The sequence below is a fragment of the Clostridium sp. genome (assembly GCF_032576335.1).
Lineage (GTDB): Bacteria > Bacillota > Clostridia > Oscillospirales > Acutalibacteraceae > Faecalispora.
In genome coordinates, this window is record NZ_JAWFXC010000003.1 from 219,290 (window position 1) to 244,516 (window position 25,227).

30 protein-coding genes are annotated in these 25,227 nt (G+C 45.5%); 28 read left to right on the forward strand and 2 right to left on the reverse strand.

Annotation, left to right across the window (positions count from 1 at the left end; genetic code table 11):
• Positions 1 to 193: 193 nt before the first annotated feature.
• From E7L17_RS05000 to ligA, 7 genes are all read left to right on the forward strand, one after another.
• Positions 194 to 1,078: a MurR/RpiR family transcriptional regulator gene (locus E7L17_RS05000; protein ID WP_316322155.1), complete on the forward strand. Its 885-nt coding sequence runs from the start codon at positions 194 to 196 to the stop codon at positions 1,076 to 1,078.
• The gene (locus E7L17_RS05005; protein ID WP_316322156.1) at positions 1,050 to 2,312 is read left to right on the forward strand and encodes an NAD(P)/FAD-dependent oxidoreductase; all 1,263 of its coding nucleotides are present in this window, start codon (positions 1,050 to 1,052) and stop codon (positions 2,310 to 2,312) included. The genes E7L17_RS05000 and E7L17_RS05005 overlap by 29 nt, the downstream gene beginning before the upstream one ends.
• A complete protein-coding gene (gene cmk / locus E7L17_RS05010) occupies positions 2,309 to 2,974 on the forward strand; it encodes a (d)CMP kinase (RefSeq protein WP_316322157.1) in 666 nt (221 codons plus the stop codon). Before E7L17_RS05005 ends, cmk begins: the two co-directional genes overlap by 4 nt.
• Before the next feature lie 35 nt (positions 2,975 to 3,009).
• Positions 3,010 to 3,657, forward strand: coding sequence for a lysophospholipid acyltransferase family protein (locus E7L17_RS05015; RefSeq protein WP_316322158.1), 648 nt, complete (start codon positions 3,010 to 3,012; stop codon positions 3,655 to 3,657).
• Complete coding sequence (locus E7L17_RS05020) at positions 3,654 to 5,630, forward strand: bifunctional 4-hydroxy-3-methylbut-2-enyl diphosphate reductase/30S ribosomal protein S1 (protein ID WP_316322159.1); 1,977 nt, start codon at positions 3,654 to 3,656, stop codon at positions 5,628 to 5,630. The genes E7L17_RS05015 and E7L17_RS05020 overlap by 4 nt, the downstream gene beginning before the upstream one ends.
• A gap of 233 nt (positions 5,631 to 5,863) precedes the next feature.
• Complete coding sequence (gene yunB, locus E7L17_RS05025; RefSeq protein ID WP_316322160.1) at positions 5,864 to 6,526, forward strand: sporulation protein YunB; 663 nt, start codon at positions 5,864 to 5,866, stop codon at positions 6,524 to 6,526.
• A gap of 3 nt (positions 6,527 to 6,529) precedes the next feature.
• On the forward strand, positions 6,530 to 8,527 hold the full coding sequence (gene ligA, locus E7L17_RS05030) for an NAD-dependent DNA ligase LigA (RefSeq protein WP_316322161.1): 1,998 nt from the start codon (positions 6,530 to 6,532) through the stop codon (positions 8,525 to 8,527).
• A gap of 79 nt (positions 8,528 to 8,606) precedes the next feature.
• On the opposite strand, the gene E7L17_RS05035 is transcribed toward ligA, so the two are convergent.
• Entirely contained in the window at positions 8,607 to 9,137 is a 531-nt protein-coding gene (locus E7L17_RS05035) for a hypothetical protein (RefSeq protein WP_316322162.1), read from the reverse strand.
• Between the two features lie 225 nt (positions 9,138 to 9,362).
• Here E7L17_RS05035 and E7L17_RS05040 point away from each other — a divergent pair, with 225 nt between their 5' ends.
• The 19 genes from E7L17_RS05040 to E7L17_RS05130 all read left to right on the forward strand — a co-directional run bounded on the left by E7L17_RS05040 (position 9,363) and on the right by E7L17_RS05130 (position 22,104).
• Positions 9,363 to 10,376 (forward strand): stage III sporulation protein AA, encoded by a 1,014-nt coding sequence (locus E7L17_RS05040; protein ID WP_316322163.1) that lies wholly within the window; start codon positions 9,363 to 9,365, stop codon positions 10,374 to 10,376.
• Entirely contained in the window at positions 10,363 to 10,803 is a 441-nt protein-coding gene (locus E7L17_RS05045) for a stage III sporulation protein AB (protein WP_316322164.1), read from the forward strand. Before E7L17_RS05040 ends, E7L17_RS05045 begins: the two co-directional genes overlap by 14 nt.
• A 16-nt stretch (positions 10,804 to 10,819) precedes the next feature.
• Positions 10,820 to 11,014, forward strand: a complete 195-nt coding sequence (spoIIIAC, locus tag E7L17_RS05050; RefSeq protein ID WP_009064075.1) for a stage III sporulation protein AC — start codon at positions 10,820 to 10,822, stop codon at positions 11,012 to 11,014.
• A gap of 5 nt (positions 11,015 to 11,019) precedes the next feature.
• Positions 11,020 to 11,409, forward strand: coding sequence for a SpoIIIAC/SpoIIIAD family protein (locus E7L17_RS05055; RefSeq protein WP_316322165.1), 390 nt, complete (start codon positions 11,020 to 11,022; stop codon positions 11,407 to 11,409).
• A 3-nt stretch (positions 11,410 to 11,412) separates the two neighbouring features.
• Positions 11,413 to 12,561: a stage III sporulation protein AE gene (locus E7L17_RS05060; RefSeq protein WP_316322166.1), complete on the forward strand. Its 1,149-nt coding sequence runs from the start codon at positions 11,413 to 11,415 to the stop codon at positions 12,559 to 12,561.
• Entirely contained in the window at positions 12,558 to 13,037 is a 480-nt protein-coding gene (locus tag E7L17_RS05065) for a stage III sporulation protein AF (protein WP_316322167.1), read from the forward strand. The genes E7L17_RS05060 and E7L17_RS05065 overlap by 4 nt, the downstream gene beginning before the upstream one ends.
• Positions 13,027 to 13,623, forward strand: a complete 597-nt coding sequence (locus E7L17_RS05070) for a stage III sporulation protein AG (protein WP_316322168.1) — start codon at positions 13,027 to 13,029, stop codon at positions 13,621 to 13,623. The genes E7L17_RS05065 and E7L17_RS05070 overlap by 11 nt, the downstream gene beginning before the upstream one ends.
• A gap of 24 nt (positions 13,624 to 13,647) precedes the next feature.
• Positions 13,648 to 14,250: a SpoIIIAH-like family protein gene (locus E7L17_RS05075; RefSeq protein ID WP_316322169.1), complete on the forward strand. Its 603-nt coding sequence runs from the start codon at positions 13,648 to 13,650 to the stop codon at positions 14,248 to 14,250.
• A gap of 375 nt (positions 14,251 to 14,625) precedes the next feature.
• Positions 14,626 to 15,066, forward strand: coding sequence for a transcription antitermination factor NusB (gene nusB, locus E7L17_RS05080; protein ID WP_316322170.1), 441 nt, complete (start codon positions 14,626 to 14,628; stop codon positions 15,064 to 15,066).
• Positions 15,053 to 15,991 carry a peptidase M22 gene (locus E7L17_RS05085; RefSeq protein ID WP_316322171.1) on the forward strand — a complete coding sequence of 313 codons (939 nt, stop codon included), beginning with the start codon at positions 15,053 to 15,055 and terminating at the stop codon, positions 15,989 to 15,991. The genes nusB and E7L17_RS05085 overlap by 14 nt, the downstream gene beginning before the upstream one ends.
• Positions 15,988 to 17,151, forward strand: coding sequence for an exodeoxyribonuclease VII large subunit (gene xseA / locus E7L17_RS05090; RefSeq protein WP_316322172.1), 1,164 nt, complete (start codon positions 15,988 to 15,990; stop codon positions 17,149 to 17,151). The genes E7L17_RS05085 and xseA overlap by 4 nt, the downstream gene beginning before the upstream one ends.
• Complete coding sequence (gene xseB / locus E7L17_RS05095; RefSeq protein ID WP_316322173.1) at positions 17,148 to 17,354, forward strand: exodeoxyribonuclease VII small subunit; 207 nt, start codon at positions 17,148 to 17,150, stop codon at positions 17,352 to 17,354. Before xseA ends, xseB begins: the two co-directional genes overlap by 4 nt.
• Positions 17,351 to 18,238 carry a farnesyl diphosphate synthase gene (locus E7L17_RS05100; RefSeq protein WP_316322174.1) on the forward strand — a complete coding sequence of 296 codons (888 nt, stop codon included), beginning with the start codon at positions 17,351 to 17,353 and terminating at the stop codon, positions 18,236 to 18,238. The genes xseB and E7L17_RS05100 overlap by 4 nt, the downstream gene beginning before the upstream one ends.
• Before the next feature lie 127 nt (positions 18,239 to 18,365).
• Positions 18,366 to 18,674: a 50S ribosomal protein L21 gene (rplU, locus tag E7L17_RS05105; RefSeq protein WP_316322175.1), complete on the forward strand. Its 309-nt coding sequence runs from the start codon at positions 18,366 to 18,368 to the stop codon at positions 18,672 to 18,674.
• Entirely contained in the window at positions 18,674 to 18,997 is a 324-nt protein-coding gene (locus E7L17_RS05110) for a ribosomal-processing cysteine protease Prp (protein ID WP_316322176.1), read from the forward strand. Before rplU ends, E7L17_RS05110 begins: the two co-directional genes overlap by 1 nt.
• Before the next feature lie 4 nt (positions 18,998 to 19,001).
• Positions 19,002 to 19,286 (forward strand): 50S ribosomal protein L27, encoded by a 285-nt coding sequence (rpmA, locus tag E7L17_RS05115; RefSeq protein ID WP_085833326.1) that lies wholly within the window; start codon positions 19,002 to 19,004, stop codon positions 19,284 to 19,286.
• Between the two features lie 204 nt (positions 19,287 to 19,490).
• Complete coding sequence (gene obgE, locus E7L17_RS05120) at positions 19,491 to 20,762, forward strand: GTPase ObgE (RefSeq protein WP_316322177.1); 1,272 nt, start codon at positions 19,491 to 19,493, stop codon at positions 20,760 to 20,762.
• 13 nt (positions 20,763 to 20,775) lie between these two features.
• Complete coding sequence (locus E7L17_RS05125) at positions 20,776 to 21,168, forward strand: Mini-ribonuclease 3 (protein WP_316322178.1); 393 nt, start codon at positions 20,776 to 20,778, stop codon at positions 21,166 to 21,168.
• A gap of 12 nt (positions 21,169 to 21,180) precedes the next feature.
• The gene (locus E7L17_RS05130) at positions 21,181 to 22,104 is read left to right on the forward strand and encodes a YitT family protein (RefSeq protein WP_316322179.1); all 924 of its coding nucleotides are present in this window, start codon (positions 21,181 to 21,183) and stop codon (positions 22,102 to 22,104) included.
• A gap of 181 nt (positions 22,105 to 22,285) precedes the next feature.
• Here E7L17_RS05130 and E7L17_RS05135 read toward each other — a convergent pair whose 3' ends face one another.
• Positions 22,286 to 22,492: a hypothetical protein gene (locus tag E7L17_RS05135; protein WP_316322180.1), complete on the reverse strand. Its 207-nt coding sequence runs from the start codon at positions 22,490 to 22,492 to the stop codon at positions 22,286 to 22,288.
• 78 nt (positions 22,493 to 22,570) lie between these two features.
• On the opposite strand from E7L17_RS05135, the gene E7L17_RS05140 reads away from it, so the two are divergent.
• The gene (locus tag E7L17_RS05140) at positions 22,571 to 23,908 is read left to right on the forward strand and encodes an RsmB/NOP family class I SAM-dependent RNA methyltransferase (protein WP_316322181.1); all 1,338 of its coding nucleotides are present in this window, start codon (positions 22,571 to 22,573) and stop codon (positions 23,906 to 23,908) included.
• 104 nt (positions 23,909 to 24,012) lie between these two features.
• The gene (locus tag E7L17_RS05145; RefSeq protein ID WP_316322182.1) at positions 24,013 to 25,083 is read left to right on the forward strand and encodes a branched-chain amino acid aminotransferase; all 1,071 of its coding nucleotides are present in this window, start codon (positions 24,013 to 24,015) and stop codon (positions 25,081 to 25,083) included.
• Positions 25,084 to 25,227 lie beyond the last annotated feature (144 nt).

Genomic DNA, 25,227 nt, shown 5'->3' on the forward strand with positions numbered 1-25,227 from the left:
TAATAAAATAATAACAGAAGCTTTGCATGCTGAATTTACTTTTCTTGCAAAAACAAACGGTTTTTTCAATTGAATTTGCAAGTTTTCTCTTGATTTTTGCAGGTTGAGGCCTTAATATGAATAAAAGAGTTGCGCCATTCTGCAGCAGGAAAACGGATTTTGCAGAGGCGAAGAGTGGAGGAGAACAACGGTTATGAATAGTCAACTTACGGCCAGGATTCTCAACAATATGCCGGAATTTTCAAAAGGGCAAAAGTTGATCGCGAAATATATTTTAGAACATTATGATAAGGTAGCCTATATGACGGCATCACGTTTGGGCGCTACGGTTGGCGTGAGCGAATCGACTGTTGTGCGTTTTGCAACAGAGATTGGTTACAGTGGCTACCCGGAGCTGCAACAGGCGATGCAGGAAATGATTCGCAGCAGACTAACCTCTGTTCAGCGTATTGAGGTTACAGTAAACAATATGGGGAATTCAGACGTACTTTCGTCCGTCATGAATCAGGACATCGACATGATTCGCCGTACATTGGAAGAAACCTCTCGTGAGGATTTTTATGCTGCGGTAGATGCGATTGCGAATTCCCGCAAAATCTATATTTTAGGTGCAAGAAGCTCACTGGCCCTTGCTACATTTTTGTCCTATTACTTTGGTCTTATTTTTGAAAATGTTCAATTGGTAGATATTAATAGTGAAGCTGAAATATTCGAGCGAATGATTCACGTAAATGAAACCGATGCGGTAATTGGTATTAGTTTCCCTAGATACTCAAAACGAGCTGTAAAGGCAATGCACTTTGCATCAAATCGTGGCGCAAAGGTCATTGCGATTACCGATAGTCCGCTGTCACCACTTGCAGAGCCAGCAGATTATCTTTTGCTTGCCCGCAGTAACATGGCATCTTTTGTGGATGCAATTGCGGCACCGCTGAGTCTGATTAATGCGCTGATTGTAATGGTCACAATGAAGAAAAAAGAAGAAGTCACCGAGATTCTGCATAGCCTAGAAAATATCTGGGATGAATACGGTGTTTACGAAAAGGTGGATGAAAAAAACGTTGACGCAAACAAATAAGGCAGACCTTGTTGTTATTGGCGGGGGCGCGGCCGGTTTAATGGCTGCAGGTACCGCCGCAGAGCTGGGTCTGAATGTAATATTAATAGAAAAAAATACCCGCCTTGGCAGAAAGCTGGGAATTACAGGCAAGGGCAGGTGTAATCTGACCAATAATTGCTCCGTGCAGGATGTGATTGCTGCTGTACCAACGAATCCTCGTTTTTTATATGGTGCGGTTTCCCGCTTTACGTCGCAGGATACGATGGAATTCTTTGAAAAACTTGGCGTCCCCTTAAAAATGGAGCGTGGTCAGCGGGTGTTCCCGCAATCAGACCGTGCGGCTGATGTAATTGAGGCATTCACGCACTATTTACAACAAAACCATGTCAAAATTATTCATGGCGAGGCGCGAAAGCTGCTCATAGAAGAGGATGGAGTTTACGGTGTGCAGCTAAGGGATGCAACGGTAATTTCAGCTAAAAAGGTGATTGTTGCCTGCGGTGGGGCTTCTTACCCCGGTACCGGCTCTACGGGAGACGGCTACCACTTGGCGCGTCAGGCGGGGCATAGCATTGTGCCTTTGCGCCCTTCGTTGGTTCCTTTGGTGGAGCAAGGGGGAGACTGCGTGCAAATGCAGGGGCTTGCCCTAAAAAATGCCGCTGTTCGGGTTTATGAAAAAAATAAACTCATTTATGAAGATTTCGGTGAGCTGTTATTTACACACTTTGGCCTTTCCGGCCCCGTAGTGCTAAGTGCCAGTAGTCACATGCGCAAAATGGCAACGGGTGTATACCGTATCGAAATCGATTTAAAGCCGGCTCTTTCACTTGAAAAGCTGGATGCCAGATTGCAGCGCGATTTAGAAGAGAACAGCAATAAAGATTTTATTAATTCTTTAGGGGCATTACTACCGCGTAAAATGATACCTGTTTTGGTGGAGCATTCCGGAATTTCTCCCGAGACAAAGTGTAATGCCATTACTCGTGAGCAGCGTCGTTCTTTTGCCGCCTTGCTTAAGGCTTTTATAATAAACATAAAAGGGTTTCGGCCGATTGATGAAGCAATCATTACGTCTGGCGGTGTAAATGTAAAAGAAATTAACCCCAAAACAATGGAATCCAAATTGCTCCCCGGTCTTTATTTTGCTGGCGAAGTGCTGGATGTTGATGCCTATACCGGTGGGTTTAACTTGCAGATTGCCTTTGCTACCGGAAGATTGGCGGCTCAGGCGGTGAAGGAGGAAGTTGAATGATTTCTATTGCCATTGATGGCCCGGCCGGTGCGGGGAAAAGCACAATTGCCCGCCGTGTTGCCCAACGGCTGGGGTATTTATATGTAGATACCGGCGCGCTTTACCGTGCCATAGCACTTCATATGCTGCGGGAGGGGAAAAACCCTGCTATTCCCAAAGAAGTGATTTTGGAGCTTGATTCCGTGCAGGTTTCTCTGCAATATGTGGAGGGCGAACAGCAGGTTCTGCTTGGCACTGAAAATGTTTCGGATTCCATTCGTACTCCAGAGGTTGCGGCTGCTTCCTCTAAAGTTTCGGCGATTCCACAGGTTCGTGAGTTTTTGCTCTCGTTACAAAGAAACCTTGCAAAGCAGAATGATGTGGTTATGGATGGACGAGACATTGGCACAGTAGTGCTGCCAAATGCACAGGTGAAGATTTTTCTTACAGCATCATTGGAAGAAAGAGCCCGCCGGCGCTGGAAGGAGTTGCTCGAAAAGGGCGATGCCGATTTTAACACAGTGCTAGCAGATGTAAAGCAGAGGGATGAACAGGATACCACCCGTTCTATTGCTCCGCTTGTGCAAGCGCCCGATGCTATACTGGTGGATACGACCGGAATAACACTAGAGCAGTCAATTAACCGTATGCTGGCTGTTATTCAAGATCGTCTCTCCCATTAGCGCAAGGCAGCATAGTAAGGAAAGGAAGTAGTATCGTGAAACGATCTCCATTATATGTTTTTTGTAAATCAGTGGCACAAGTGTTTTTTCGCGTTTTTATGCCATTTCGCATTTATAACATAGAAAATATGCCGAAAACAGGCAGGGTTATTATTTGCTGCAACCACATTACGAACAAGGACGCCATTCTGCTCACTGCTGTTTCTGGGAAAAGACAGATTCATTTTATGGCAAAAGCGGAGCTGTTTAAAAACCCATTGTTAGGCAAGATTTTTCGCAATGTGGGTGCTTTTTCGGTTAATCGCGGAAAAGGGGATTCGGCTGCGATTAACCGTGCGCAGGAGCTGCTGCAGGAAGAGCAGGTGTTAGGTCTTTTTCTGGAAGGAAAGCGTTCCAAGGATGGGTCCTTTTTACAGCCTAAATCCGGTGCTGTTATGCTTGCTTTTCAAAACAAAGCTCCAATTCTTCCGGTTTGTATTACAGGGCGGAAGGGTGTTATCCCTCGCCTGTTTCACCGTGTAGACGTTGTGTGTGGCCCGCTGATTACACCGGATCAGCTTCAAATAGAACGTGGCTCCGGTACAGAATACCGCCAGGCAAGCCGTTTGGTGATGAATAAAATTATTGAGCTAAGAGACCCTACTCTTGTTCCCAAGGCCCTGAAAGAGGGGAGTTCGGAATGATAATCCGTATTGCTGAATCGGCCGGTTTTTGTTTTGGTGTAAACCGGGCCGTGCAAATGGTTTTTACGTTGTTGGATGAGGGGAAAGAGGTTTATACGCTCGGCCCGATTATTCACAATCCGCAAATCGTGGATGAGCTGGAGTCACGTGGAGTGCGAATTGTAAACTCGCCGGATGAGGTTCCTGCAGGAGGAACAATTGTAATTCGTTCTCATGGTGTAGCTCAATCAGTGCAGGAAGATATTTTAAAACGGAACCTTTCTTGTGCCGATGCAACTTGTCCGTTCGTTCGGAAAATTCACAAAATCGTTTCTCGTGCTAGTGCGGCAGGGCAGACCGTACTCATTGCAGGTGATGCTTCCCACCCTGAGATTGAGGGTGTAATTGGGTACTGTACCGTACCACCTTATGTGTTCCGTAACGCAGCAGAGCTAACAGAATTACTGGAAAAGCACCCTGAATTTTCCAACCAGAATGTTTGTGTGATTGCCCAAACCACTTTTAGCTTGGAGGAATGGGGAAATTGTTTGCAAATCCTAAAAAAGGTATGTACAAATGCAGACGTTTTTGCTACAATATGTAATGCAACTGTTCAAAGGCAGTCCGAAGCGTCAAATCTTGCTAAAAAATCGGATTTGATGCTGGTTATCGGGGGGCGGCACAGCTCTAATACGGCCAAGCTTAGAGATGTCTGTGCGCAGAGTTGCACTACTTACTTGATTGAAACAGCGGAGGAAATTCCTTCGCAGGCCGTGAAAAAGGCCTTTTCTATCGGTATTACTGCGGGTGCCTCTACACCCGCAAGCATAATAAAGGAGGTACTTGATACCATGACAGAAATTATTGAAGGCGCGGGTCTCACAGAGCAGGAGTCTGCTGAATATAACTTTGAGGAGATGCTCGAAGAGTCTTTAAAAAGTTTAAATACAGATGAGAAGGTACGTGGCGTTGTTGTCGGTATTGCTCCCAATGAGATCTATGTAGATGTTGGACGCAAGCAGGCTGGCTTTGTGCCGTTGTCTGAACTTTCGGCAGATCCGAACGCTAAAACGGAGGATCTGGTAAAGATGGGTGATGAGCTTGATTTGCTTATCATGCGTACCAACGACCAGGAAGGCACCATCATGCTCTCTAAAAAGCGCTTGGATGCTGTTAAGGGCTGGGAGACCATTTCCGAGGCGGAAGAAAACGAAACAGTTCTTACCGGTGTTGTCACTGAGGTTATCAAGGGCGGTGTGATCGCTGTAACCAATGGCGTGCGCGTATTTATCCCTGCGTCTCAGGCTACTGCCTCCCGCAATGATCCGTTAGAAGCATTGCTCAAGAAGGAAGTTAATTTCCGCATTATCGAAGTGAACCGTCAGCGCCGCCGTGCAGTTGGCTCCATTCGTTCCGTATTGAAGGACGCGAGAAAAGAGCTTGCCGACAAGTTCTGGGAGACTGCAGAAGAGGGCAAGGAGTTTACTGGTGTTGTAAAATCTCTTACCGCTTACGGTGCATTTGTTGACTTGGGCGGAATTGATGGAATGGTTCATATTTCTGAGCTTTCATGGAACCGCATTAAGCACCCCTCTGAGGTCGTAAATGTTGGCGATACCATCAACGTTTACATTAAGGGTCTTGATAAAGAGAAGGGTAAAATTTCTCTTGGCTACAAGAAGGAACAGGACAATCCGTGGGAGATTCTGAAAAACGAATATCCCGTAGGCACCACAGTTGAGGTACAGGTTGTTGGTCTGACCACATTCGGTGCTTTTGCTAGAATCATTCCCGGCATTGATGGTCTCATCCACATTTCTCAGATTGCTGACCACAGAATCGAGAAGCCGCAGGATGCGCTTAAAACCGGAGATAAGGTACATGCAAAGATTACCGACATTGACTTTGACAAGCATCGTGTAAGCCTGTCGATTCGTGCTTACCTTGAGGAGCAATCTTCCGAGGCAGAAGAGAATTCTGCTAACGAGGAATAATTAAAAGTTCCTTTTATCTAATTGAATGAATTGGGGCACAAAGAGGCTATGCTTTCTTTGTGCCCTTTTTGCAGAAATAATTCACCAATAGAAAATCCCCTGTGTATTATATAGTCAACTGCTTTATAAAATAAATTTTTGTAAAAAGCTTGTACTTCCTGCCTTTGCATGAAAGACAAGATTATTTTTAAAGCGTAGTACCGTAGAACGAATGCACGATAGGGGGTAGCATAATGAAACGCTGGCATAAGTATCGCCCTGCAAATATGCCTTACCGCGGCGAGCGAAAATGGAATGGTTTTGCCGGCAGCAAAATAGTAATCTTCTTAATTGGAGTATTGGCTGCCGGTATTTATTTGGATATTCAGTTAGTGCCTGCGGTTGAGTCCCTTACGGTAAACTCCGCACGGCAAACCGCTGTATCTGCAATGAATGAAAGCGTATTGGAAGAACTGAATGCGGATAATATAACGTATGATGATTTGATTTCTTTGCAGAGAGATTCTCAGGGCAAAGTGCAAACAATAACAACAAATATGGCGAAAACGAATGAGATTAAAGCCAAGATTACCAATACGGTGCAGCAGAACCTGCATGCCGGTAAAATCAATACTTCTGTTCCATTAGGTACCCTGTTGGGTAGCCGATTATTACATGGGCGCGGCCCAGATATCCCTCTGGTTGTAACCCTAAAGGGAAATGTAGAGTCCGACTTTAAAACGAAGTTTGAATCTGCAGGAATTAACCAGACGCGCCACCAAATTTATTTGGAACTACATACCGAAATATATTCTTTTATTCCGGGTCTTCATACCGCAACCGATGTAACCACCAGCGTTTTAGTTGCAGAAACGGTTATTGTTGGCGATGTACCGCAGTTGTATTTGGGAGGATAAAAAATGGATGTAATAAAAGCGAAGGAAGAAGCCGCCAGACTGCGGCAAGAAATTCAATACCATAATCAAAGATATTATGAGCAGGACGCTCCGGAAATAGAAGACTACGAATATGACCGCTTATACCGCCAGCTTGAGGATTTGGAGGCAGAGTTCCCCGAGCTGATAACGCCGGATTCTCCTACCCAGAAGGTGGGAGCCAAAGGAATGAATCTGTTTGCACCGGTGGTTCATACTGTTCCTCTGGAAAGCTTGCAGGACGCCTTTTCAGAGGAAGAAATGGCGGATTTCGACCGACGCGTGCGTGCTGTTGTATCTGACCCCGTTTACATTGTGGAACCAAAGTTTGACGGTCTCTCCGTTGCGATTGAATACCGTAATGGCATTTATGAGCGCGGCTCAACCCGTGGAGATGGTTTGGTGGGAGAAGATGTAACCGAAAATATTCGCACCATTCGTAGTGTGCCAAAGCGCTTGAAAAACGCTCCCGAGTTCTTGGAAGTTCGCGGCGAGGTTTATATGGCACACGGTGTTTTTGAAGAGCTTTGCGCCCAACAGGAGCTTAATCAAGAAAAGCCGTTTAAAAATCCCCGGAACGCGGCGGCGGGCTCTCTCCGCCAGAAAGACCCGCGTATCGCTGCAAAAAGAAAGCTGGATATTTTTCTATTTAATGTGCAGCAGGTACAAGGCACAGCGCTTTCTTATCACGATGAATCCTTAGAGTATATGAAGAAACTCGGCCTGCCCTCTACACCTTTTTACCGCAAATGTAGTTCTTTGGAAGAAGTTTTAAAGGCTATCCGTGAAATTGGAGAAATGCGTGGTAAACTCGATTACTCCATTGACGGCGCGGTAGTAAAGGTAAATTCTTTTGCACAGAGGCAACGACTTGGCAGTACGTCAAAGTTTCCGAAATGGGCACAAGCGTATAAATACCCACCGGAGGAAAAGCCGACGAAGCTTCTTAATATCGAAATTAACGTTGGCAGAACAGGTGTTCTAACTCCTACTGGTTTGTTTGAACCGGTTACTTTGGCCGGTACTACGGTAAGCCGTGCTACCCTGCATAATCAAGATTTTATTGCCGAAAAGGATATTCGAATTGGTGATACGGTCATTCTTCGTAAGGCCGGTGATATCATTCCTGAGGTTGTATCGGTTGTTTCTCATGAAGAAAATAGCGAGCCTTACTTTATCCCGCAGGAGTGCCCTGCCTGCGGCAGCCCTGCTGTGCGAGATGATAATGAGGCAGCGACACGCTGTACCAATCCAGAGTGTCCTGCACAGCTATTAAGGCATTTAATTCACTTTACAAGCCGCGACGCAATGGATATGGATGGTCTTGGCCCGGCTGTGCTAGAGCAGCTTGTTGCAAAGCAATTGATTTCCTCTCCCGCTGACCTTTATTTTCTACCAATGGAGCAGGTAAAGGAAATGGAGAGAATGGGCGAAAAATCCGCACAGAATCTTGCGGCAGCCGTAGAGCGTTCCCGGCAGAATGACTTGTATCGCTTGATTTATGCCTTGGGAATCCCCCATATTGGCTTAAAAGCGGCAAAACAGCTAGCGGGTCACTTTCATACCATGGAGAAACTAATTGCAGCCACAGAAGAAGAGCTGGCAGCAATTGAGGGTTTTGGTGCAATTATGGCAAAAAGCGTTTGCGCTTATTTTGAGTTATCGGGTACGGCACATCTTCTTTCCCGTTTGAAAGAAGCTGGAGTGAATATGACGGCGCAAAGTATTGCGCAGGATCTACGTCTGGCTGGTAAAACATTTGTTTTAACTGGTACACTTCCCACACTCTCTCGCCAAGAGGCTTCTGAGCTGGTAGAGCGTTATGGTGGTAAAACGTCATCCTCCGTATCGAAAAAAACAGGCTTTCTCATTGCAGGTGAAGATGCGGGAAGCAAGCTTACCAAAGCGCAGCAGCTAAATATACCAATTCTGAGTGAAGAAGAGTTTTTAAACATGCTAAAAGAATCCGAAGAGAATATATGATTGTTTTCTAAAACTTTAAATAGAACAGAGAAAGGCCTCCCTAAGCAGTTTAGGGAGGCCTTTCTCTGTTTTTTTACTATTATGACTCTTTTGCCAAGGAGAGAAAAAAGTCTATTTTTTCTTTGGATACTTCCTCATAAAAAGTTAGGTATTCCGAGGGAATCGGAAAAGCTTTTATCGCTTCACTGGCAACCTCTGTTCGAATTAAATTACTGTTTTCAAAAATAGTAATCGTAAAAATTTTCTCTGCTTTTTGATTCGTAATTTTTGCAGCCGGAACTTTATACGCCACAAAATTGTATAAAGGAACGCCGCTTTCCGTTGTGGATTGCATTAATTTATCTGCATCTTCCGCTTCTTCGTTCTCTTCACTAAGTTTGGAGAGTAACTCGCTGTCATCAATGGTTTTGATTAATCGGTCGTCTTTTGCGGAGTAAACTTCCACTTTGGCAAGCTTATACGAATCCTCTTCCTGTTTCGCCGATTCTTCATAGCTCGAAGATTCTTGATGACTAGAAGTAGCCGTTGAAAATGCAGTAATAACAGAACAACCACAAAAAACAAAAAGAATCAAGGTACTTAAAGCAGTTATCGCAATTCTTTTTTTCAAAATAGTAACTCTCCTCTGCTTAATTCTTAATACATATTATAGATGATTAAAAGCTTATATACAACATCACTTTCGTCTTTTTACACTTTAATCTGAATATAATTTCTGGAACAAGCCTGAAACACCTCTATAAAAAGAGAGGAAACGATTCTATTATTGCAATGATTTTAGGTTCTAATCGAAACGCTTTGTCCATATTTATGGTACAAAGGGAGGACAAGTAACATGAATTTAAAAAATATCAATTCGTTTGATACTGCAATACAGCCAGTTTGCCAGCGTCTTCGGCCAGTTTTGGCCGCTTTGCCGGCTCATCTGCAAGAATCGGTGCAAGAGATTCGCATGAGGGTGAATTTACCGCTGTCTGTTTTTAACGGGGTTCAAAGTTTTTTTGTTACAGGGAGTGGAATCAGCCGAAAGGCGGAAGAAGGGATTCCTGTATTCCGGGAAGATATGGAAGAAACATTTCGTTGCCTTTGCAACTATTCCGTGTATACGCACCAAAATGAAATTCGCAACGGGTTCCTCACTATTAAGGGAGGGCATAGGGTAGGAGTTTGTGGTACGGCTGTTCTGGAGGAAGGGCAAGTAACCGGCCTTAGAGATATTTCTTCATTTAATATTCGTATAGCCAGGCAAATCTCTGGTGCGGCGGATGAGATTCTGGCTTTGTTGGGGGAGGAGATCGTGCAGGGCGTTCTTCTGGCGGGGGCGCCCTCCACGGGGAAAACAACTATACTTCGTGATTTAGCGCGTCAATTGGCTGGTGGTGGTGCTTTACCGCCCCGTAAAATTACCGTGGTAGATGAACGCGGTGAACTGGCAGGTATATACCGGGGAGACGCACAAAACGACCTTGGCTGCTGCTGCGACATCTTGGATGGCTACCCCAAAAGCCAAGGGATTCTTCAGGCAATTCGAGCACTTTCCCCCGAAGTGATTCTTTGCGATGAGCTGGGGAGTGAGAAAGAAACTGCCGCCGTGGAAGAAGTGGTAAATGCAGGAGTTTCATTAATTGTAAGCGTACATGCGGCGGAAGCCGGTGAGCTGCTGCGCCGCCGCCAGATTCGCCGATTGATGGAAACCGGGGCATTTCGCACCGTAGTTCTGCTCGATTGTGCGGCTAGACCCGGGAAAATCAAAGGAATTTACAAGGTGGGTGAACTTCTTGGTCAAATTAATCGGGATCCTATCGGTCATGGCGGCCTGTATTCTAGCGGGCTATATGGAATCGCGTAAACTGGGTGCAAGGGTAAGGGAGTTAGAGGCATTCTACTCCTTTCTTTGCCTTACCAGAGAAGAGATTCGGTATTCCAGGCTGCCGGTGGAACGAATTATAGAGAAGCACGGCAAAGGCCAAAAGTTCCTTGCGCTATGCACGGAGTATTGCCATAAGGGAGAAAGCTTTCCCCAGGCATGGAAGCATGGCATGGATGATGGCCTTTTAACCACCGGAATGAACCGACAAGACATAGAGTACATACGAGATTTCGGTTTCGGGTTTGGTGCAAGCGACACAGAGGGGCAGCTTGCACACTGCCAAATGTATATTGGCTTTATCAGCAATGCACTTACCCACGCAAGGGAAGAAAAAGACAAGAAAGCGAAGCTGTATTTTATGCTGGGGCTGTTTGGCGGTATCGCGGCGGCACTCCTGCTAAGTTAAAACGGAGGATGAAAAAATGGATGTGGATTTGATTTTCAAAATCGCGGCGATTGGGATTATTGTGGCCGTACTGAACCAGCTTTTAATTCGTTCCGGGCGGGAAGAGCAGGCAATGATGACTACCTTGGCGGGGCTGATTGTGGTTTTGATGATGGTGATCGAACAGATCGACATTCTATTTAAAACCATCAAGTCCATCTTTGGGTTATAACAGTTATGAATGTGATAGGGATTGCCGGCCTCGCTTTGGTCTCTGCTGTCATTGCTGTGATGCTGCGCCGGTATAATCAAGAATATGCGGTGGTTGTCAGCATCACGGCGGGCGTTATTATTCTGGTTCAAATATTAGCAAACATTGTTCCAGCGATACGCCAAATCAACAGCCTGCTCACTGCTACGCAATTACCCTCGGAATACGGAATTATCTTGTTTAAAACGCTTGGTATTTGCTTTCTAGCTCAATTTGCGGCAGATTCCTGCCGGGATGCAGGAGAAAGCGCATTGGCCTCCAAGGTGGAACTGGCAGGTAAGCTTTCCATAGTGCTTTTGGCTCTTCCTTTGTTTGAGAAAATAGCTTCTACGGCGCTCGCGCTGATAGGAGGTTAGAGTGTGAAAAAAATAATTCATCGACTTTTTTGCCTATTTCTACTGTTCTTCTTCTTTACTATCCCGGTTAATGCGCAGTCGGTTTCACAAGAAGAGCTGTACCGCCAGCAATACGAAAACAGCGGTGCAGCCGATTTACCGGATGAACTGCCGCCTGAGACTCGGGAATGGATGGACAGCCTTGGCATATCTTCGCCGGATTGGCAGAGTATCATAAATCTAACACCCGAGAAAGTGTTTGAACAGATTGGCACAACTGCCCGACAGCAAAGCAATGCCCCTATGCGAGCGCTCTTATCGGTTTTAGCAGTAATTCTTCTTTGCGCGCTTATGAATGGAATGAAGCTTAGCTTTGGTGACCGGCCTTTGAGCGGCGTAATTGGTATGATAGGGACCCTTTGTATCTGCACGGTGGTCATACAGCCTATTGTAAGCTGTATTCAAAACGTTGCTTTTGTAATAAAAGGCGCGGCCGGATTTTTACTTGCGAGCATTCCGATTCTTACCGGAATTATGATTGCGGGCGGGCAACCCATCTCCGCAGGCTCGTATAATTTGCTTATGCTCGGCGCAGGGAATGTAATATCGGTAATTGCCTCTGCATTTTTGGTACCGTTACTTAATATTTTCTTAGCTTTTTCCGTTGTTTCGGCTGTGTCGCCCGCTATGAATTTAGGGGGGCTTTGCGATTTATTCAGTAAAACGGTGAAGTGGATACTTACCTTTTGCATGACTATTTTTTCGGGCTTATTAACAATGCAAACAGTGGTATCCTCCGCGGCGGACGGTGCGGGAGCAAAAACCATCCGATTCATGGTAAGTGCTTTTGTTCCGGTGGTAGGCAGTGCGCTCGGTGACGCAATCGGCAGTGTGCAAAGCTGTGTAAAGCTTCTTAAATCGGGAGTGGGTGCTTTTGGTTTATTGGCTACGGGGGCAATTTTTCTGCCAGCGGCAATTGAGTGCCTTATATGGCTACTTACCCTCACAGCCTGTGCGGCAGCGGGGGATATTTTTGAATTAAAGGAGATTACCACTCTACTTCGCTCTTCTATGAAGGTAATCCAGATTTTACTCTCCATAATAATTTGCTGCTTGGTGATACTCATGATTTCAACGGTTATGATGCTGGCGATGGGAGGTTCGGTAACATGAGTGGAATACGAGAATGGTCATCCGTTATTGTATTAGCTGCACTGGCTGCCGGAATCTTACAATACTTAATGCCGAGCGGCAGTATGGAGAAGGTAACGCGCTTAGTCATTGGTGCATTTGTTATTTGTAGTATTTTAGTGCCAATAGGTAAGCTTGCAAAGCAGGCAGATGTGCAGGCCTTTGCACAAGAGAACAGTGCTTTACCAAATGTTCAGTACCAGGATACAGTAAATAAACAAACGGTAGATGCCGCACAAGCCTCAGTTCGTACTGTTGTACTCGCAACTCTTACCGAGAAGGGAATTCCTTGTAAAAATGTTGCTCTGAGTATGGATACAAATGAGGACGGCCGCATATCAATTACTAAAGTGTTTGTCAGCCTTGACCAGAAGGATTTGGGTAGGATACAGGAAACGAAAAAGCTGCTTGAGCAGGAATTGGGATTAACAACGGAGGTGACAGCCGATGGCTCGTGAAAAGGATGAAAGAGTTGAGAAAAGTTCCTGGATTCAAAAGCTCGCGGAAAACGATGTTTGGCGTAAGATTATTTTAATACTGGGCTTTGCTGGCATTGCTATGATTTTTCTTTCGGGGGTTTTTCAAAATCGAGATGCTAGGGAAACCAATGCTCCCGCACAGAATGAACCTACGAAAACCACCGCGCAAGCGTATTCACAGCAGGTGGAAAAAAGCCTTACCGAGCTAATCGGCAGTATTAACGGGGCAGGTTCTGTAAAGGTTCTTGTTACTCTGGAGCGCAATACGCAGTACGTATACGCAACAGAAGAAAAAAAGACCTCACAGAACACGCAGGATCAAGCGGCAAACGCTACGGTGAAAAACCAAGCAAATGACAGCCGTGAGACCAAGTACATTCTGGTAAAGGGTGCCGACGGCTCGCAACAGGCGCTGGCAGTAACTGAGGTTGAGCCGATCGTGAAGGGGGTAGTCGTTGTATGTGAGGGCGGAAATCAGCCGGCGGTGCAGAAAGATATTATAGACGCGGTAACTACTGCGCTCAATCTTTCTTCTGCGCGGGTGTGCGTGATAAAAGCAAAATAAACTTGAAACAGGAGGAATTTTCTTATGGGTATTGGTAAACGTCAGCTAGTGCTTGCATCCCTGGTGGTTGCGCTGGGAGCGGCTGTGTACTTAAATTGGGTCTTCCAGGGGGATGGTCCCTTGATTGCTACGGATACATTAACCTCGCAAGCGGAACTGGGAGCGGCTCAGCTTGTAAATGGCAAGGGCAGCAGCAGTACGGCAGGTACCACATCAAAGGCACCAGCTTCTTCTGCTTCTTCTACCTCCTCTAAATCAGTGGAAACAGCTGCAAAGGTGGATGAATACTTTACCGAAGCAAAGCTTTCTCGCCAAAAGGCCAGAGATGCTAGTGTAGAGATGCTGCAAAAGGTATTGCAGGATGCCTCTGCAAATGACTCTGTGAAAAAGGAATCGTTAGAAAAAGCCGCTGTCATTGCACAGAATATTGTGCAGGAGAGCAATATTGAAAGTCTGATTAAAGCAAAAGGCTTTTCAGACTGTGTTGTGTTCCTACAAAACTCGGAATGCAGTGTAGTGGTTCGTTCCAATGGCTTATTGCCCAATGAAGCAATCGCCATTAAAGATATTATTGGCGGCCAGGCAGGTATTGCCTATGATAAAATAAAAATCGTTGAGGCGAAATAAGCAAATAATAGAATATGCAATTAACAAAGGCCGAATCTTACGAATGGATTTGGTCTTTGTTTTTCTATCCAGCAAAGAAAACGCCATAAAAGTGGCATAAAAGCGGGTTTTCCGGCAAAAACAGTTGCATGGGTGTAAATTCATGGTATAATATTACTCGTAAAGAGTGGCGCGGTTCATTTTCATAAAATATGGGGCAAAGGGAAGAGACCTCTTTTGCCGTATTTGCAGAAGCTTGACAATGGAATGAAAAACGAATTTGCTAACCCTCCACATACATTTTGGAGGGTTATTTTATTAATATCTCACCGCCGAAATGAAGAATGCTACGTATTCAATATATTAAATTGATAGAAATTATTTGGAGGACAAACGATGAGCAAAGGCAAAATGACTCGACGGGAAGAAAGAGAGCAAGCATTTATTCTGGTTTTTCAGCAGTTGATAAACCGTGTTACCATTAGCGATATTATTGATGCTGCTGAGGAATCAGCTGAGGTTCGCGTTGCTGAATTTGCGGAGCAGCTTGCATTGGGTGTACAAGAAAACAACGCACTAATTGATGATAAAATTGAAAAGAACATTCGCGGCTGGTCGATGTCGCGTCTCTCCAAGGTTTCTTTTGCTTTGCTGCGGGTCGCTATCTACGAAATTCTATTTGTTGACAGCATTCCCGTTAGTGTTTCTATCAATGAAGCCGTGGATCTAGCCAAAAAGTATGGCGGAGCGGACGATGCTCCGTTTATTAACGGAGTGCTTGGCTCTGTTGCCAAGGAATTGGAACCCAAAGAAGAACAGAAAAATGAAGAACAGTAATTTTCTTGGAATTGATACGAGCAACTATACAACTTCTGCTGCACTTTATAAGGCAGATGGAAGTGTTGAGCACTCCAAACGGCTATTGCCGGTAAAGGAAGGTCAGCTTGGACTACGCCAAAGTGATGCGGTGTTTCATCATGTACAGCAGCTTCCGCAAATTTTAGAACCTTTGCTTATGCAGCGTAACACACTGCGCGCGATTGGCGTTTCCAGTCGACCTCGTACAGCGGAAGGTTCATACATGCCCTGCTTTACCGTGGGGCTTGGAACAGCAAAAGTACTGGCAGATTCTCTTGGTATTCCTATTTACACTTGCTCACATCAAGAGAATCACATTGCGGCAGCTTTGTATTCGGCAAATCGCTTTGAATGGTTTGAAAAAACCTTTTTGGCATTTCATGTTTCCGGCGGTACTACGGAAGCGGTTTTGGTAGAGCCAGATAAAGAGACCATGGTAAAAACACGCTTGCTTGCTTCTTCTTTGGATTTAAAAGGAGGACAGGCAGTTGATCGTGTAGGCGTAATGCTTGGCCTTTCTTTCCCTGCAGGGCCAGAACTGGAGCGACTTGCACTGCAAAGTGAAGCAAAGTTTAGCATACGCCCCTCTATGAAAGGGCACGATTGTTCCCTCTCAGGGTTAGAGAACCAGTGCCGCTCCATGCTGGAGAAGGGAAAGCCGAAAGAAGAAATTGCCCGTTATTGTTTATTGTCTTTGCTTGCTGCGCTGGACGCCATGTGCGCTTCTTTGCTGAAAGAACATGGCAATCTTCCGGTTTTATTTGCAGGCGGAGTAATGTCGAACAGTATTATTCGCAAAGCACTTACAGAGCGCTATGGCGCAGCATTTGCCAGTCCCGCGTTTTCTGCGGATAATGCGGCAGGTGCGGCGATTCTTGCCGCTATTAAGGAGGAAGCAAGATGAACACCCCAGTTGTTCTTACGGTTTCTCAGCTTAATCGGTATATTAAATCTTTGCTGGACGGGGACTCGATGATGAACTCCGTGTTTTTATCCGGTGAGATATCGAACTTTACCAATCATTATAAATCAGGGCATATGTACTTCTCACTCAAAGACAGTCAGTGTGTGGTGCGTGCCGTGATGTTTTCTACACAAGCCCGTCGTTTACGCTTTCTACCACAGGATGGTATGAAAGTGATTGTGCGTGGCCGTGTTACGGTATATGAACAGACCGGGCAGTACCAGGTGTATGTAGAAGATATGCAGCCGGATGGTCTTGGTGCACTGAATTTGGCTTTTGAGCAGCTCAAAACACGGCTTGCGGCAGAGGGATTATTTGATGCTTCGCGAAAAAAAGCGTTGCCCGTATACCCAAAGGCAATTGGTGTAGTAACGTCTCCAACCGGAGCTGCAGTACAAGATATTATGCAGATTTTAGGGCGGCGGTTTCCGATGGCGGAGGTTGTTTTATGCCCAGTGCTGGTGCAAGGCGCCGGCGCGGCAGAACAGATTGCTGCTGCTGTGGAGCGTTTTAACCACCTGCAATGCGCAGATGTTTTAATTGTAGGCCGTGGTGGCGGTTCTATAGAAGACCTATGGGCATTTAATGAAGAAATCGTAGCCAGAGCAGTGGCAAATTCCAAAATTCCCATTATTTCTGCAGTTGGCCATGAAACAGATTTTACAATCTGCGATTTTGTAGCAGATCTTCGTGCTCCTACACCATCCGCGGCGGCAGAGCTTGCGGTTCCAGATATGCGCGAGCTAATGGCATATGTTTCCGGTTCTGTATGGCGAATGAAAAAATCTCTCGGGCTTGAAATGCACCGCATGCAAATTGACCGCATGGTTGACCGCATGAATGGGAAGATGAAGCAGTCGGTCAATACCGCACGCCTGCAATTGGCAGAACAAACGGCGGCATTGCATGCGTTTAGCCCGCTTCGGGTATTGGCTCGCGGTTATACCGTTGCACTAAATGAAAAGGGAGAAAGTGTTCGTACGGTGGAACAGGTACAGTCGGGCGAACCATTGAGCCTTATTTTACAAGATGGACGATTATCGTGCACTGTAAATGAAGTAAGCAAAGAATCGATTGGTCAGGAGGGGAATACTCCATGAAAAAAGAGATAACCTTTGAAAAAGCAATGCTCGAGCTTTCACAAATTGTGGAGCGAATGGAAAGTGGCGAGGCAACCTTAGAAGAATCCTTAAAACTCTTTGAGTCCGGTACAAATCTGGCATCTTTTTGTTATCAAAAGTTACAGAATGCCGAGCAGAAAATAAAGGATATTTCTGAGTTGGAAGAAAGGCGAGAGGAATGAGTATGAAGCGACAGGAGCAGTATGTAGAAATGTTGGAAGCAGCGTTGTCTCGCTATTTACCGGGTGGAGACGAGTTGCAGCAGGAGTTGTTTTCTTCCATGGAGTACAGCCTGCTTTCTGGCGGAAAGCGCATACGTCCTATTTTAACGTTGGAGTTTTGCCGCCTTTGCGGCGGGAATCTCACAGCGGCGCTTCCGTTTGCCTGTGCAGTTGAAATGATTCACACTTATTCTCTGATTCATGACGACCTACCTTGTATGGATGACGATGAACTTCGCCGAGGAAGACCAACGAACCACCGTGTCTATGGGGAGTCCACTGCTCTTCTCGCAGGAGATGCCCTTCTTACTCTGGCGTTTGAGACCATGCTTTCCCCGCAGTCCATTCGTACCGCAGGGGCATTAAAAGCGGCAACGGCGGCTGGAATGCTGGCTCGTGCAGCTGGTGCGGTTGGCATGGTGGGCGGACAGGTAATCGACCTTGCGTCCGAGGGGAAGAAGATTCCTCTTTCCACGCTTCGCATCATGGACGAACGAAAAACCGGTGCATTGATTTTGGCTGCCGCTGAAATGGGCTGTGTAATTGGCGGGGCATCAAACGAACAAATACGTGCAGCAAGAGATTATGCAAAGGCGATTGGCCTTGCGTTTCAAATCGTAGACGATATTCTAGATGTTACCGGCGACAGCACCCTTTTAGGCAAGAATGTTGGTGTAGATAATTTAAATGACAAAAGCACCTACGTTTCTCTTATGGGACTTGAAGGCGCAAAAAAAGCGGTGCGTGAGCTAACGGATGAAGCATTACATGCACTAACCCAATTTGATGGCGAAACAGATTATTTAGCCGATTTTGCTCACCGTTTAGCCGTGCGAAAGAACTAAAGGCTTCTTTATTGACAAAATTGACAAGATATGATAATATTGTTAGGCCGCATATTACGGGCATTTTAAGTGATCATTTGATCCGCCTGAGATAGCGAGATTGAAAAAAAGGCAGGATACTCTATTTATGTATGCAGTTATTGAGACCGGCGGCAAGCAGTATAAGGTACAGTATGGCGATGTCATCTATATCGAAAAGCTTGCAGCGGAGCAGGACGCCACCGTTGAATTTAAAGTTGTTGCTCTTGGCGGCGAAGAAGGCCTGAAAGTGGGCGCTCCCTTTGTGGATGGCGCTACTGTAACCGGCAAAGTTCTGAAAAACGGCAAACAGAGAAAAATCACCGTTTTCACTTACAAGCCGAAGAAAAGCGTAAAGCGCAAGATGGGTCATCGTCAGCCCTACACCAAGGTGCAGATCGAAGCCATTAACGCTTAATGATGATTCAGGTTTTATTTTTGCAGCAGCCGGATGGCGAGCTTTTGGGATTTCAGATGACGGGACATTCCGGTTTAGCGGAAGAGGGGTCCGACATTCTGTGCGCAGCGGTTTCTTCCGCGGCGTATTTAGTGGCAAATGCAATTACCGATGTAGTTCAGGTTAGGGCTGACTTAACTGTTTCACAAGGTAGCATGTCACTTCAGGTTCCTGAGAAAGCAGTTTTTTTATGCCGGAATTTGCTGCAAGGACTCAAGCTCCATTTGGTGGGCTTGCAGGAGCAATACCCAGATAATATCAGTATAAATTATACGGAGGTGTAAAGCTATGTTAAAGATAAATATTCAGCTTTTCGCGCATAAGAAGGGCGGCGGTTCCACAAAGAACGGCCGTGATTCCGAGTCTAAACGCCTTGGTGCAAAGCGTGCAGATGGTCAGTTTGTTTTGGCCGGTAATATTTTGGTCAAACAGCGTGGCACTCACATTCATCCCGGTAACAATGTGGGCAGAGGTTCCGATGATTCTCTCTTCGCTTTGATTGACGGTACTGTGAGATTTGAGAGACTTGGCCGCGACCGTAAAAAGGTTAGCGTATACGCTGTGGAACAGTAATTCAGTTACAGCTGAAACCAAAATCCCGGGATTTTCCCGGGATTTTTTGATATGATCATGTCTATACTAAGCGAGAGCAGTTTACTATTTTACTGTTCTCCTTAAAGAGTATATGTTTGTTCTCACGCTTGTTTTTTGCAGTTTTGAGAACTAAAGGTATGTATGATCGTTTATGGGAGAATAGTAGAAGGAGCCGGAAACCATATGTTTGTAGATATTGCGAAAGTTAAAATAAAGGCTGGCGATGGCGGCAATGGCGCCGTAAGCTTTTACAGAGAAAAATATGTTGCGGCTGGCGGGCCGGACGGCGGCGATGGCGGCCGTGGCGGAAATGTAGTGTTTCAGGTAGATAAAAATCTTTCTACTTTGGCAGATTTTCGCTATAAGCGCAAGTACATTGCTGAAAATGGTCAAAACGGAATGGGAAAGCGGTGCTATGGCAGAGGTGCTCCCGACTTAATTATTCGTGTACCGCAGGGAACATTGGTGCGTGATGTGGAAACAGGGCGCCTGCTTGCAGATTTATCTTCCGATGAACCGCAGATTATTGCACGTGGTGGAAAAGGCGGTTGGGGAAATACCCATTTTGCAACGCCTACACGCCAAACTCCGCGCTTTGCAAAACCGGGACAACCGGGTGAAGCATTCGATGTTCAGCTTGAATTAAAGCTATTGGCAGATGTTGGTCTGGTTGGCTTTCCAAATGTTGGTAAATCAACACTCGTTTCTGTTGTGAGTGAAGCAAAACCGAATATCGCCAATTACCATTTTACAACCATAACACCTGTTTTGGGTGTTGTATTCCTTGGGGAAGGTCAATCCTTTGTTATGGCTGATATTCCTGGCCTGATTGAAGGTGCGGGAGAGGGAGCAGGACTAGGGCATCAATTTTTGCGCCACGTGGAACGCTGCCGCTTGTTAGTACATGTGGTAGATATTGCTGGCAGTGAAGGGCGAGACCCCAAAGAAGACTTTGAGATTATTAACCGTGAGCTGAAAAAGTTTAACGGCGAGCTTTCGGAGCGCCCCATGCTTGTGGCAGGTAACAAATGTGACCTTGCAACAGACGAGCAAGTGGAAGATTTTCGTCGTTTTGTAGAGGAGCAAGGCTATGAGTTCTTCCCAATCATGGCTGCAATCCGCCATGGTGTAGACCCGCTCTTAAAGAGCATTCAAGAAAAACTCTCGAAGCTGCCTCCGGTTCTTCGTTATGAGCCAGATCCCGTGCCGTTGCCAGAAATTAATCCGGAACAAATGGAGAAATTTACGGTTACGAATCAGGATGGTGTATTTGTGGTGGAGGGCGAGTGGCTGCTGCAGCTGTTGCGCTCTGTTAATTTTGATGATTACGAGTCCTTACAGTATTTCCAGCGCGTATTGATTACCTCTGGCGTGATCGATGCTTTGCGTGAGGCTGGCGCTGAAGAGGGAGATACCGTAAGCATGTACGATCTAGAATTTGACTTTGTTGAATAGGGGAGGCGAATTTGTGGAACGCTTTTTAGAAGCAGAATGCAATCCTCGCCAACTCAGTCCCTTAACCTTGGCCTTTATTGGCGATGGCGTTTTTGAATTGTTTGTTCGGGAACGGTTGGTTTGCCGTGCGAACTGCCCGGTGAACACTTTGCATAAAAGTGCAGTGGCACAGGTTTGCTGCAGTTCACAAGCGCAGGCAGCACAAAAGCTGGCTCCACTCTTTACGGAAGAGGAAGAAGCTGTGTTTCGCCGGGGACGCAACGCAAAAGTATCACATGTTCCTAAAAATTCTAGCCCTGCCGATTACCATGCGGCAACCGCACTGGAAGCTTTGTTTGGTTATTTGTACCTGAAAGGGGAGCTGGCGCGCTTGCGCCAGTTTTTTGCCTTGATTTGTGAAGAATGAGGGTGCCTTCTAATGGGAGTCTTAAAAAAGCGTAATCAAATTGTATTTATGGATATCCTGTATTTTCTAATGGGAGCAATTCTTTTTTCGGTTTCAGTGAATAGCTTTACTGCACCAAATCACATTGCACCAGGAGGAATTACTGGTCTTGCAACTGTGCTTAATTACCTGATCGGAACGCCGATTGGTACCATGCTATTTGTCATAAACCTTCCGGTTTTTTTGTGGGCAATTTGGGAGCTGGGTTACCGCATTGTTGGCAAGACCATACTAGCTACACTTTTGTGTTCCGTTACAATCGATGCGCTTTCAACAGTTCTTCCGGTTTATGAAGGTGACCACATGTTAGCTGCTATTTTTGGCGGCGTGCTGGAGGGTATTGGTTTATCTCTTGTGCTGCTGCGTGGCGCCACCACTGGCGGTACGGATTTAATTGCCCGTTTACTGGAGCAAAGGCTTCACAGTCTATCAATGGGGCAGCTAATGATGGGCGTAGATGCAATGGTGATTTTGCTCTCCGGATTTGTTTACCGCAGTTTGGAAAGCGCACTGTATGCGTTCATCACGGTTTTTGTTTCTACTCGGCTTATTGATACGATTTTATATGGTGCGGATGCCGGTACGGGGAAAATGCTTTTCATAATGTCAGAAAAAAATGGTGAAATAGCCAATAATATAATTTCTGAAATGGGGCGCGGGGTTACCGCTTTGAAATCGAGAGGCGTATACAGTAATAATAATGGTGAGGTTTTGCTTTGTGCAGTGCGTCGCTATGAAGTTAGCAAAATAACGAATATGATTCGCTCTACGGATAATCAAGCCTTTATTATTATTGGAGAAGCCGGCCAAATTACCGGGCAGGGCTTCCGTGAAATCAAAAAAGCGGATAAAACACTGAAAGATCATCTTATCAGTAAAAAAACAAAAGACCAGTAGTTATAAAGAGAAAACCTACCAGTATGCCGATGAAAATTTCTTTTTTAAATTATTTGCTATACTCGAATAGTAAAGTATAATAGACGATAAAAAGCCAAACAAATATGTGTTTCTCAGAAAAAGAAGAGCAGACTGTTTTGCCATTCGTCAAAACAGTCTGCTCTAAAATGTTTACTGCAGTTTAGCGGTAGTTATTGTTGTTCTCTACATTGCTGTAGCTATCGCTTTTATGAGAGTTACTGTAAGAAGATGAGTCCTTCTTCTGCTGTGTGCTGTTGTTGGTCTTGTTCTGAGTAGAATTGCTTGTCTTATTGGTGCTGTTCTGAGAATTGCAGTTGCTGCTGGAATTCTGAACCTTATCCATTTTTTTCTCATAATTTTTATCCAAGTGTTTCACCCCCTTCGCAATTATTGTTTTCCATTCCTATTGAAATATACAAACAATCTTCGGGAGCTGACCAGTTTTATGAATGAATATCCTTCCGCATTTTTAAGCCGTATGCAGGCAATGCTCGGCGTTGAATTCTCTGATTTTTTAGAATGTATGGAACAGCCATCCATTCGTGGTATTCGGCTTAATCCAATAAAATGTGATGAAAAAAAATTAAAAAACGGACTCGATTTTAAAATAGAATTAAGCCCGTTTTCTCCATATTCTTACCAAATACCAGAAGCTGCGGGCAAGCCCGGTAGTATTCCACTTCACCATGCGGGAGCGTTTTATTCCCAAGAGCCGTCAGCGGCCTCGGCGGTCACCATCCTAAATCCGCAGCCCGGCGAAAAGATATTGGATTTATGCGCAGCTCCAGGAGGAAAATCCACACAGATTGCAGCTTTGCTCAATAGCAAAGGGCTTCTTTGGTCGAACGAGGTTGTTCGTTCGCGTGCAACGGTGCTTCTTTCTAATATGGAGCGCATGGGTGTTTCAAATGCCGTTATTTCCTCCTGTCATCCTGAAACGCTGTGTGAGAAATTAGCAGGGTATTTTGACCGTATATTGGTAGATGCACCTTGCTCTGGAGAAGGCATGTTCCGCCGTGACCCTCAGGCAGTGCAGGACTGGAGCGAGGAGCATGTTAAGACCTGTGCGGTTCGTCAAGGTCTTATCTTAGACAGTGCCGCTAATGCCTTAAGAGAAAACGGAATTCTTGTATACTCTACTTGTACCTTTTCACCGGAAGAAAATGAAGAAACGGTCAAGGCTTTTTTGGAGCGTCATCCAGATTTTGTGTTGGAGGATTCCGGTGTTTCGTTTGGAAGACCGGGAATTGGAATGCCTCAGGCTAGGCGTATTTTCCCAATGGATGGGGGAGATGGCCACTTTGTTGCTAAAATGAGAAAAGCGTCCCACACCACATGCCATATCTCCGATTATCCCTATACAAAATTAACGGCAGAAAATGAAGTGAAATCTCTTTACGACCAAATTTTCTTAGCTCCGGTATCTGGTTTCTTCATTCAAAACGGCAGTTCAATTATAATTGCTCCGCAGCTTACTCCTGCATTGTTCGGCCTCGGTGTAATCCGTGCGGGCGTGATGCTGGGTGAAGTACAAAAGGGGAGAATCGAACCTGCGCATGCCTTGTTCTTATCCTCCTCACCGCAGATACTACGCCAAACAGTAGATTTTTCTTCTCATTCTGCGGAAATACGAGCTTATTTGCATGGGGAAGAACTTGAAGTGGATTCTGCACTAAAAGGTTATACAGGAGTAGCGGTTGATGGTGTTGTGACAGGCTTTGGAAAGTGTTCTTCCGCTAGGCTGAAGAATCGGTATCCAAAAGGTTTGCGAAGTCATACCTGATATTTTGTGTATTTTTCTGTTTGCTTGTACTAGCTTATTGCCTTGAATTTACAAAAAAATGATGCTACAATGTGTTAAAGTGATAAAAATCAGGAGGGCTAATTATGCAAATCAGTGTGGAACAAACTCAAAACCCAAAGGCCAAGCCTGCGGATGAAACCAAATTGGGATTCGGCCGTATTTTTACGGACCATATGTTTATTATGGACTATACTGTTGGTCAAGGCTGGCACGACCCCAGAATTGTACCTTACGCTCCACTGAGTTTAGAGCCTTCCGCCATGTGCCTGCATTATGGGCAGTCTGTATTTGAGGGAATGAAGGCTTACCGTACCGAAGATGACCGTATTTTACTGTTTCGGCCAGACAAAAATATGGCTCGTTTAAATCTTTCGAATGACCGTCTCTGCATTCCCCCAATTGACGAAGAATTTGCAGTTGAAGCAATCAAAAAACTGGTTTCAGTAGATCGTGACTGGGTACCTACTGCACCCGGCACTTCTTTATACATTCGCCCGTTTATCATTGGAGTTGACCCAGTTGTTGGCGTTCACCCAGCACACCATCTCATGTTTATGGTAATTTGTTCGCCGGTAGGGGCATATTATCCCGAAGGTTTAAATCCGGTAAAAATTTATGTGGAAGATGGATATGTGCGCGCAGTAAAGGGTGGCATGGGCTTTGCCAAAACAGCCGGTAACTATGCGGCTTCTTTAAAAGCACAGGATGAAGCAGAAAAACAAAACTACACACAGGTTCTGTGGCTTGACGGTGTAGAGCGTAAATACATAGAAGAGGTTGGTACGATGAACGTCTTCTTTCAAATTGGGGATGAAGTCGTTACCCCTGCTCTGCAAGGTTCTATTTTGTCTGGTGTTACCCGTATGTCTGCCATTGAGATTTTAAAATCATGGGGGATGAATGTTACGGAACGCCGCCTCTCCATTGAGGAGGTTGCGCAGGCCTCTAAGGAGGGCAAGCTGAAAGAAGCATTTGGAACCGGTACTGCGGCGGTTATTTCTCCCATTGGTCACCTTAAGTGGGGCGACATGATTATGCAGTTCAACGGCGGAGAGATTGGCCCGCTGTCTCAGCGCTTGTACGACACCATGACAGGAATTCAGTGGGGCAAATTGCCGGATACCTTTGGCTGGACAGTAGAAGTAGAACAATAATATTACTGATTTTAAAGCGGCGGCTTTGGCTGCCGCTTTTTTGTATTGTTCAAACAACCACCGGCTGTGCCGGTGGAGCGAAAAAAGCTTTAGCGTTGAAAAGGACAAAAAAACTCCCTTTGTTGTAGAATAAGCATGCGGTCT